Annotated in this window: 11 protein-coding genes; 3 read left to right on the top strand and 8 right to left on the bottom strand. The window is 69.8% G+C overall.

Annotation, left to right across the window (positions count from 1 at the left end):
• Nucleotides 1–809: 809 nt before the first annotated feature.
• The 8 genes from ACFYY7_RS38615 to ACFYY7_RS38650 all read right to left on the bottom strand — a co-directional run bounded on the left by ACFYY7_RS38615 (nt 810) and on the right by ACFYY7_RS38650 (nt 6,674).
• The gene (locus tag ACFYY7_RS38615) at nt 810–1,826 is read right to left on the bottom strand and encodes a hypothetical protein (protein WP_388668987.1); all 1,017 of its coding nucleotides are present in this window, start codon (nt 1,824–1,826) and stop codon (nt 810–812) included.
• A gap of 192 nt (nt 1,827–2,018) precedes the next feature.
• Nucleotides 2,019–2,237, bottom strand: a complete 219-nt coding sequence (locus ACFYY7_RS38620) for a hypothetical protein (protein ID WP_388668990.1) — start codon at nt 2,235–2,237, stop codon at nt 2,019–2,021.
• 104 nt (nt 2,238–2,341) lie between these two features.
• Nucleotides 2,342–2,827 (bottom strand): hypothetical protein, encoded by a 486-nt coding sequence (locus ACFYY7_RS38625; RefSeq protein WP_388668993.1) that lies wholly within the window; start codon nt 2,825–2,827, stop codon nt 2,342–2,344.
• Between the two features lie 24 nt (nt 2,828–2,851).
• Entirely contained in the window at nt 2,852–3,133 is a 282-nt protein-coding gene (locus tag ACFYY7_RS38630; protein ID WP_388668997.1) for a hypothetical protein, read from the bottom strand.
• Between the two features lie 107 nt (nt 3,134–3,240).
• Complete coding sequence (locus ACFYY7_RS38635) at nt 3,241–4,005, bottom strand: hypothetical protein (RefSeq protein WP_388669000.1); 765 nt, start codon at nt 4,003–4,005, stop codon at nt 3,241–3,243.
• A complete protein-coding gene (locus ACFYY7_RS38640) occupies nt 4,002–4,532 on the bottom strand; it encodes a hypothetical protein (protein ID WP_388669003.1) in 531 nt (176 codons plus the stop codon). The genes ACFYY7_RS38635 and ACFYY7_RS38640 overlap by 4 nt, the downstream gene beginning before the upstream one ends.
• On the bottom strand, nt 4,529–4,921 hold the full coding sequence (locus tag ACFYY7_RS38645) for a hypothetical protein (RefSeq protein WP_388669006.1): 393 nt from the start codon (nt 4,919–4,921) through the stop codon (nt 4,529–4,531). The genes ACFYY7_RS38640 and ACFYY7_RS38645 overlap by 4 nt, the downstream gene beginning before the upstream one ends.
• A gap of 316 nt (nt 4,922–5,237) precedes the next feature.
• Nucleotides 5,238–6,674, bottom strand: coding sequence for a competence protein CoiA family protein (locus ACFYY7_RS38650; protein ID WP_388669009.1), 1,437 nt, complete (start codon nt 6,672–6,674; stop codon nt 5,238–5,240).
• A 487-nt stretch (nt 6,675–7,161) separates the two neighbouring features.
• Here ACFYY7_RS38650 and ACFYY7_RS38655 point away from each other — a divergent pair, with 487 nt between their 5' ends.
• The 3 genes from ACFYY7_RS38655 to ACFYY7_RS38665 all read left to right on the top strand — a co-directional run bounded on the left by ACFYY7_RS38655 (nt 7,162) and on the right by ACFYY7_RS38665 (nt 8,984).
• Nucleotides 7,162–7,470: a hypothetical protein gene (locus tag ACFYY7_RS38655; RefSeq protein ID WP_388669012.1), complete on the top strand. Its 309-nt coding sequence runs from the start codon at nt 7,162–7,164 to the stop codon at nt 7,468–7,470.
• Nucleotides 7,471–8,283: 813 nt separating this feature from the next.
• Nucleotides 8,284–8,700: a hypothetical protein gene (locus tag ACFYY7_RS38660; RefSeq protein ID WP_388669015.1), complete on the top strand. Its 417-nt coding sequence runs from the start codon at nt 8,284–8,286 to the stop codon at nt 8,698–8,700.
• Between the two features lie 116 nt (nt 8,701–8,816).
• A complete protein-coding gene (locus ACFYY7_RS38665) occupies nt 8,817–8,984 on the top strand; it encodes a hypothetical protein (RefSeq protein WP_388669018.1) in 168 nt (55 codons plus the stop codon).
• The last annotated feature ends 252 nt before the right edge of the window (nt 8,985–9,236 follow it).

Raw genomic sequence — 9,236 nt, forward strand, 5'->3', positions numbered from 1 at the left:
GGCCGCCCCTGAAGGACGGCCCCGCGGAGCGGTCGCCGGGCTACGACGGGAGCTGACTGAGTAAGTCGAGCAGCAACTTGACTGCACTCAGGTAGAAGCCCCACGCCGCGTAGTCCGGCGCATCGTCCCACTTCATGATCTGCCTCCTCGACAAGGCCGGGAGAGGCACTTCCTCCCTCCGGCCAGCTGGTCCGGAGGGATCCCACGAAGAGGGACACCACGCGATCGCACTCTAAGCGCCGTGGCACGACCGCCCTTTGGCATGAGCGAAAGTGCACGTTCGGGCCCCCCTTCTGACCGAGTACGAAAACGCCGCGAAGGCCGGGCCGGAAGACCGACAGAACGCTGGAGCCGCGACCAGCGCGCCGACGAGAACTTTCCCGCCGCGCAGGCGCGGGCGAACGGCACTGGCCCCGGCTTTTTGCTGATGAACAGTAGGATCGACTGGACGGGCCCGGCGGCCGGGTTCTGCGTCCGGCCGATGCTGCCGCCGCCGGGCCCCTCCCCGTTACTGCCCTTACCGCGCAACGCACAGCGCGAGTCCGGCCCGAGCAGAGTGGAGAAGACGTGCCTGGCCGCCGGTCGGCACCAGCGGGTTCGACGACCCCAGGCTGGCGCTCTACACCGGGATCAGCCGCCTACCCCACCTGACCGTGGGCTGGACACTGTTCGGGGTCGACTCAACGTCCACCCCGGCCACCCCCTTCCCGCACGTACTCCGGGAGACACGGGCCACCCGGCCCCGACGAGGTCACTGCTCAAGGCGCCGCCCGCTCGCCGGAGAGGCTGCGCAGCGCGTGCGTGAACACTCAGGCGTTCCGGCGTTCGTGCAGCCCGACCTCGGCGGAAGCGATGCCGGCCATGATCACGGCTGCTTCGCTCACCGCCCAGACATGGTCCTGGGGCCGACGGCCAGCGGGGTCTGTCGGCCGCCTTCTGCGATACCGCAGAAGGCCGTACCGCTTGGCGACGTGCTCGATGACCAGCTGCGCCCAGCGGGCTGCGGCCGCCCTCCCGCCGATCTTAGTGACGAGGGCGACGTGGTCGATGAGCACGTCACCTGCTCGGATCCGCCCGGCCTTCAAGAGCTCGATCAGCTGCCATGCCAGGGCGTCGCCCAGGGACGAGGGGTTCACCGGGCCGTCCAGCGGGACCAGCTCGGCCGGTGAGAGCTCGGCAGCCCCCGATGAGCGAGGAGACGGGATCAACGCGCGCGGTCGTGTTCCGGGTTGGATGCCGCCCGATCGAGGCTGATGGGTGAGCCGCAGGTCCTCGGGGAGGGTCTCCGTCAGATGCTGCCTCAGGCTTCTGCTGCAGCGGGCCGTCTCGGAGTCGGTGGGGTGCAGGAGGGTCTCGGTCTCCTGGTCACAGAGGTCTTCGCGGTCCCATAGCGGCTCGAAGCCATGCCCGACGTCATTGCCCTCCCATACCTCCCATGGTTTGGAGACCGTCCATTGGCCCCACATCTCGGCGCCGTACTCGTCGGTGTGCAGGACCAGGCACCCGTGCCCGTCCCACCGGCGTAGGACGAAGCGGTCCTCGTCGGCGCAGGCCAGCCGAAGGCCAGCAACCCCCGAGAGCTGGGGCGCACCGTTGGGCGGAACCTCCAGGTACGGCACCATCATGGAGAGGAGGAACGAGAACAGGGCGGGGTCCGGCCTGAGGTCCAGGTGGAGGCAGGCACGGCCCAAACGGACTCCGACCGGACCGGGATCCATGGTCCCGTCGTCCTCAGCGCACTCCAGCGCACCCAGGAGGTGTTCCTCAAGCTCCTGCTGGGCCAGACACCCTCCCAGGACGGGCAAGGCCGGCAACGACGTCTGCATGAACCGAGGTTAGTCCGTCCGGCACGAGGACCGCGGCAGCGGAACGGGCGATCCCCGTCCGAAGGACGGCGAGCCGTCGGAAAGAGCCGATCAAAGCAGCAGGGCTACCTTCTCGCCCTCGCGGCCACGGAGTAGTCCACGCCTACCTCCCCTGCCGGAGAGGCTGTGCTACGCAGCTGCGTGCGTGAACATTCAGACGTTCCGGCGTTCGTGCAGCCCGACCTCGGCGGAAGCGATGCCGGCCATGGTCACGGCTGCTTCGCTCACGGCCCGGACATGGTCCTGGGGCCGACGGGCCAGCGGGGTCTGTCGGCCGGGCGGCGCTGACGTCCAGCGCGACGACGTTCTGCTCGACATCACCGCCGACCAGTTCACCGCCCAGCTCGGCCTGACTCCGCAATGGGCAGTCATGACGTCATCGCGACGTCGCTGCGCGTACGCGGCTGCGCTCCGAAGCCACGGGCGGCAGTTGCGGCGGGCAGCGCGACCCCGGAGCATTGCTTGCCCAGGTTCCGTCAGGTGGCCGGGCTGGGATTTCGGCCAAGTCGGTGCAAGGTACGGCAGTGCAGGTCGCTTTCGACACCGATGCCCAGGCTGCCGAAGAGCGGCATGTCTTGCTTCTGCAGCGCGACCGCGGCGCGCGCGGCATCCTCCTTGTCGGGGTAGATCCAGAGGCTGACCGGCGCGGTGTCCGCGTGCTCGGCCACCCCCACGAAGAACTGCCGCTCCCTGGCGGTCTCGAGCGTGAAGCGGACCGCCAGCTCGAAGGGCCTGGGAGTCCTGCCATGAAGCAGGAGCAGGGTATGACTGTGATCAGGCGCGACCTTCCACCGTGCGTCGATGGTGGTGCCGGTGCTCTGGATGCCTGTGGTGAGGTCGAGGCAGGCCTCCGTGTACGCCTCGTCCAGCCCTTCGGCAGCGTCCCGGGCCACCGGCTGCATCAGCATCAACTGCGGTCCCAGATAGGCAGTGAGGGGGAAGGCCTCGGCCTCAATGATCACTGTCTGATCGCTCATGAGCGAAGTCTAGACCGCCGCGACCTGACAGCGATCTTCGTCACGAGCCCCGCGCGGACGCAATGAATCAGCGCAGAGCCGCTTGTCCACCCCGGGCCCGGACCCCTTCTCGCCCGGAACGTGCCAGACCGGGGCGATGGCGGAGGTCGCCCACTGCCACGGGAGGATGTTCACCACCGTGTGGCCCGAGACGTCGATGGTGAGGTCAACGAGGACGCCGGGCCGGTCGCCGGCCGGTTCGCAGTCGTCCAGGCACAGGCAGAAGAGGGGCGAGGCTGATCGCTGGCACACACAACTCCGTATTGCCCGGCGACCCACTGGCCGACGGCGTCGTACGGGCCCAACGCCCGACGTGGCGCCGAGTGGCAGCATCTCTCCCTTCCTGCGCGGGGTGGGGATCACGCGTTCTTCCCGCTCGTCTGGGCGGGCACCACCACCGTGTCCGCAGGCCTGAACTTGGCCAGGCACAGCCCGCACAGCAGCGGCCCCTGCTCGTAGAAGTGCGGGGTGACCTGCTGGCGACGGGGCGGAGTGCACTCGCAGACGATCGCGAAGCGGGCGCCGGAGCGTCCGCTTCGCGGCGGGGCGACGGCCTCCACGGTGGCTTCGAGCTGGACGCCGGCCGCGGCGTCGAGGGCGGCGATGACTTCCGCCCACTTCGCGGCTTCCGTATCAGACAGCGGGCACCGGCCCAGGCCGACGACACGGGCGGCCCGGGCCGGCACCGTGAGCCCGACCTCGCGGGCGAGCCGACCGTATCGCTTGTTGTGCCAGCGCCGGTCACCGCCGCTGACATCGGTGATGTCCCGGGTCAGTGCCAGGCCGTGTGCGGCGTGATGAAGCAGCCCTTCCATCAGAGGCCGGCCGCCGACGCCGAGCGTGCCGGAGGAGACCTGGAGCTCCATGGTCAGGCGTCCGTCCCGCTTGAAGCGGCGCCCGGTGCGCAGGGCAGTGCACTTGGTGGGGTCCTGGGCACCGGCGGCGGGAGGGACGGTGACGGAGATGTCAGGGACACCCACGAAGCGGCAACGGATCTCCCGCCAGGCGGTCTCCACCGCGCTGATGATCACCGCGCCGTGCACGACGGGCGCGGTCGCACCGTCCGCCGACGGCGCCGCCGTGACGACGGGGGTGGTGTCGGTGAAAAGGGTCAGGTCGTTCACGCGGGGGGCTGCTTTCGGGATGGATGGGTCCTGTAGAGGCCGACGGCGGCATCGGCGCATGTGACCGCGAAGCCGTAGTCGGCGTTCGCGTACTCCTCCTTGGTGATCGACCGGTAGCGCTCGGACATCCAGCCATGTGCCTTGGCTTCGGCCCGCTCGATCGCCCGGTCGGAGAGGCGTTCGGTGAGATGCGCGTCGACCAGGCCGTACTGGTAGCGGTTCATCTCCCGCAGGTGATCGTTGACGCGCTTCCAGAAGTTCTGGCTGCGGCCGATCTTGACCCGCGGGATGGGCCCGGCGATTTCCAGCACATACAGCCGACGCCCGACCGCGCCGGTGCCGAGCAGCCGCCCCAGCAGCCGCTCCTGCAGGTCCATGACGGGCTGAGGAAGCGGCGCCGGCGCACCGGCCACCAGGATCGCCCGGGCCTTCTCCTGCAACCGCTGCACGGAAGGGCAGTTGGGCGCTGGAGGCGGCACCAGCTTCATGAACTGGGCAGGCAGAGACGGGGGCGTCGCGGACGTCATCGGCCACCGCCGACGAGCTGAGCAGGGACATTGGAGATCCGCAGCTCCTTGAGACCACGGATGCGGATGCAGACGGTGCCAACGGACACGCCGAGCAGCTTGGCGACCGACCCGATGCTGCTCTCCAGGCTGGGCAACATGTCGCGGGCCGCGCGCAGCACCTGCTCGCTGACAACAGCGGACAGACCGCCGACGCGACCGCGGGCCAGCGCAGCGAACACGCGGACGACGCGCAGGCACCTTGCCTCGGTGAGCGCGTCGAGCCGCCGGTCGAGTCCCTGCCCGCCGGTGTAGACCCGGATGCTGGCTCTGCGGATCTCACTTGGCTGCGCGGGGAAGGCGCCCAGGAGGGCATCGTTCACGCCGAACACGTCGGTCGGAGTCGTCACACGGGCCAGTGTGACGTCAACGAACCATGATTTCTGAGGAACAGCCGGACACCCCTCGAAGGAGACCCCGGAGCCTTCGAGGGGCGTCCGAGGGGCGCCGCCGCACCGGCCAGCTGCCCAAGAGCAGCGGGCCTCGGGCGCTCGCCGACGTCGTCCTGCATGAGGCGGAAGGCCAGCTGTCTGCGACGCTGGAGGCACAATGCGCTGCGTCCAGAACCGCGCCTCTCTCGTCCGCGCCCTCTACGAACGCCTGGACCGCCTGGAAGCCACGCCCGCGATCCGGGCCGTGCGATTACCGCCGGCCTCGACGGGGGCCTCAGCACATGGTGAGCTGCTCGTGCTCGGGCAGAACGAGGTCGACGATCCGGCTCCGGGGAAGGACATCGGCGAGCTCGCGCGCCTCCTGGGCGCTGCGGGCCAGGACCAGTTCCTCCGCGAGCTTGGGGCAGGCACCGGCCAGGCCGGGGCAGGGCCGCACGATCCCGTACAGCGACCGCCGCTTGTCGGTCACGTGGACCGGGACGCCGTGGGCGTACTGCGACCGCATCATCGGCTTCTCCGGGACCTCCACCCGCAGGTTCGACGTCCGCCAGGCGTACTCGGCGACGGCAGCGAACAGCTCGCTCTGCTGCTGCGCCGACAGCCGGCCCCACCACACCCGCGCGGTCTCCAGGTCCCGGCGCTCCCGCTCCTCGCGCTCGGCCAGCTCACGGGCGAGACGCGCCTCACGCTCCACCCGCTCCTGTTCCCGGCGCGCTTCCTCCTGCGCCCACCGCCGCCGCGTCTGCTCCATGAAAACGCGGTGCCCCTCCTCCCGCTGCAGCCGCCGACGTTCGTCCTCCTCCGCCTTCCGTACCCGCTCCTGCTCCTCCAGCTCCTTCCGGCGCCGTTCCGCAGCCTCCTCCCGCTCCGCCCGCTCGGCTTCCTGCCGCTGCCGCATCACCTCGTGCCTGCCCTGATCGGCGACCGACCGCTTCGAGGTCCACCACTGATCCCGCTTGAACCGACGCCGCTCACCATCAACAACCCGGTACACCCGCCGGTACCGGCGCAGCACCTCGGCAGGAACCAGCTGCCCCTCCAGCGCCCAGCGCACGAACCGCTCCAGCGTCTCCTCCCGGAACTCCCACCGCCCGCTCCGGTAGACGAACCCGGCGAGCCCGTCGTCCACCACCCACGGCTGCCCCCGTTCCTTCGGAGCCCGGACACGAACGGCCGGCACCGCACTGATCCACTGCGGCGGCCGCGCGCCCGGATGCACCCAGCACACCCGGATCCCCTCGTCGGCGTACCGATCGGTGCGATCAGCAATGTCATCCACCGTGATCTGCGACAGCTGCGCCTCCCAGGCCATGCGCCGACTCCCGTCCGCAGAAGAGGCCATGACGTCCGCCCGCCACGACCCGTCCTCGGCCGGCACCTCCAGCGCCGCGAACCACCCGGCCGCCCGAATCGCACCCGCCATCTCCAGCTTGAGCATGTGGTGTTCCCACGACTCGTTCGACAACTCGCACGAAGGCGGTCGTCCCGGGTCGTGGCAGAAGAACCGGACCCCATACCCCCCATACCGAGAGACCTTCGGATGCAGGCCCCAGGAACAGTCGGGGCAGGTGAGCGGGACGCGGGGGCGGGCCTTGTGGATCCGGCCCCATTCCAGGCCGTGTCCGAGGCCGGGGAGGGTTGAGTCGAGGCGGCCCAGTTCAGGGTGCAGAGCGGTGAAAGGCATGAATCGCGTCTCCTGGCGATCCGGCATGCTTGCGGCGTATCTGACAGGACAGCAGATATCAGGCACCACTGACAGAGGGCCTCCAGCGCCTGGGCCTCACCGCCGCCCCGTATGCCGACTGCGGCGTTCTCGCCCGCCAGTCCGTCCGGGAGGAAGAGCGGCACGCCGGAACCTCACCGCCTTCCTGGAGGCCGGGACACGGCGGGCAGGGCAGCGACGTCAGCTCGCTATCTGGAGGCTTACGCGGGTGCTGCCTGTGGTGCCGACGCGAGCGCGCCATGCATCACCGCCCAGCCCCAGAGAATCAAGATGTATGCCCGCTTCAGCGGGCCCTGGCGGAGTCGAACAAGGCAGGTATCGCGACCGGGCCCGAAGAGCGGCCACAACTGCAAACGCTGCCAGCGGCGCGGCCCGGCCCCCTGAGACACCTGCGGCGAACCGTCCCCGCCCGCCAGGTGGTGCACCCTCTGCCGAACTCCTGCTCCGCAGCCAGGCATAGGAGAGGATGTCGCATGTGATCAACGAAGATCTCTCATTGCGCCTGGCCGGAGCACGAGGCCGCATCATCATCAAGCTCAGCGGCGCCGCGGCTCGGTGGGGCGGTGTAGTGCCGGACGATCCAGGCATCGCCGAGCTGGCCGACCTCTTGGAACAGGCCGCAGGAACCTTTCACGACGAGACCGCCTCCCGCGCCAAGGCCGAATTGGTGTCCGGCGTTGCTCACTTGAGGGCCGCCGACCGGCTCGGCGGACTCCTCCCTGCCGTGACGCTGTGGCACCTGAACCAAACCCTCCAGCGGACGGACGCCGCCCGCCGGGCCTGAATCCCGCGGACGGCCTGCCCGACGAGGGCCTGTCGCTACGGCACCCATGAGTGCGTGCTCCTAATTTGGCCCGGTGCTCCGAACTACGGCCTGGTCCCCGAAGCACCGGGCGGTGTTGGTGACCCCACCGAGGGCGGGTCTCCCGTCTGGCAGGGAACCGCAGGCTCGGTGGCGACGAACTCCTCACCGGCCCACCGCACGACATGACCGGGCAGGCACCGGCGCTGCGGCGAGGCCGCACCCCGAACAACCTGCGAGCCCCGGACCTGCGCGTCCGGGGCTCGCTCGCGTATCCGCGGGGAGGAACGGATGTTCATGCACGCGATGCCATGGTCAACGAAGCAGCCTCGCGCCGGTCACCCCGCACCCGTGGGAATGCCGATCCCGTCGGGGCAGAGAGTGAAGCCGAGAAATCCGCCAGCTCCGGCTCATGCGTGACGTACAGGACGGCCGTGCCCAGCTTTCCGGCCGGGTTCGATCCCGCTGCCTTCGGCGATCAGGGCGCGCACGGCGCCTTGGCCGCACCACTGGTCGACTACCGCGAGGGAGGCAGGCGACCAGACCGGCGATGATGTGCACGTTGGGCGATCCGATGAGCACGCTGGGAGCGCCGTCATGCCGCCGACCAGGGCGGCGGACGACGTCTCCTCCGCCACCCGCATCCCCGACGACGACACCCTCTCCCACGCAATAGCCGAGGCGAAGTCGTCTGCTTCGAACTCCAGGACCGACAGGCCGCGCCAGCGGAGGAAACCCCTGGTCACCCATCGATCGGGATGGCAGGCTCTGCCTCCACTCGAAAGGAGCTCGGTGATGACCGACAAGCCGGAGACGGAACACATCGACTGCACCGACTGCTACGCCCTGCCAGGCCCTGACAACTCCCACACCGCGTACGTGAAGACCGACGGCCGGGTCTGCGCTACCTGGCACACTCCCGACTGCCCGGCCCTGACGATCATGCGGATCAACCTGGAGGAGGGAACCAGACGGTTCCAAGAGCAGGACGAGTGGGCCCAGGGCGTCTTCCCCGCTGCCCACGAGCGCCTCAGGAAGGCCGCCGCTGCGATGCCCGCCGACACCGCCGCGCAGCCCTTCATCGACGCCCTGACCGAGCTGGTCCAGGCACAGGCCGACACCACCGGTTCCGTCCTCCTGCACCAATGGGCGGAAATCCTGGAACGGTACTTCCCGCCGGAGCTCCCCGACACCGAGCACACCACCGAGTAACCACACCCCGTGCGTGCACTTCATCCATCGCGCTCCGCGACAACGACTCCGACTGGGACCCGAGCGGGGTCCATCTGTTCTCCGCGCTGGCCGAGGACGTCACCGCGTTCGCTGCCGTGGACGCCCCGGGAACGGAGGTCGTCTTCGAGCGCCTGGCGGTCACCGAGCAGCAGATCGCCGATCACGGGCTGCCCACCGCCCCGCCGAAGGCCAGTGACCAGCGCTCGTTCAGCGGCACCTCCACCACCCAGGCCGAGGCCCTGCTTTCCTCGCCGCCGTACTGAAAGCCGCGATCACCTCCCGCCGGGACATGCGCGTCCAGGCGGCACTCCTTGAACGTGAGGAAGACGAACGCCGCGCCCTCGCCGCCTTCCTGGACGGCCGGGACGCAGCGGGCGGTGCAACACCGCCTTAGCGCTGGAGGCTCATGCTGTCACCGGTGCCGGGTGCGGTCGCCGCTCGCGGCTACGTCGCGGTTGCCCAGTTGCTGCGCGCTGACGAGCTGGCCGGTGGTGCACGAGGCGCTGGGGGGGGGG

Origin of the sequence: Streptomyces sp. NPDC001933 (assembly GCF_042890955.1) — a bacterium.
Taxonomy (GTDB): domain Bacteria; phylum Actinomycetota; class Actinomycetes; order Streptomycetales; family Streptomycetaceae; genus Streptomyces.

Excerpts from the sequence above, each read along its gene's own strand:
- ACFYY7_RS38615 (WP_388668987.1), bottom strand. The coding sequence starts at position 1,826 with ATGCAGACGTCGTTGCCGGCCTTGCCCGTCCTGGGAGGGTGTCTGGCC.
- ACFYY7_RS38620 (WP_388668990.1), bottom strand. The coding sequence starts at position 2,237 with ATGACTGCCCATTGCGGAGTCAGGCCGAGCTGGGCGGTGAACTGGTCG.
- ACFYY7_RS38650 (WP_388669009.1), bottom strand. The coding sequence starts at position 6,674 with ATGCCGGATCGCCAGGAGACGCGATTCATGCCTTTCACCGCTCTGCAC.
- ACFYY7_RS38660 (WP_388669015.1), top strand. The coding sequence starts at position 8,284 with ATGACCGACAAGCCGGAGACGGAACACATCGACTGCACCGACTGCTAC.
- ACFYY7_RS38640 (WP_388669003.1), bottom strand. The coding sequence starts at position 4,532 with ATGACGTCCGCGACGCCCCCGTCTCTGCCTGCCCAGTTCATGAAGCTG.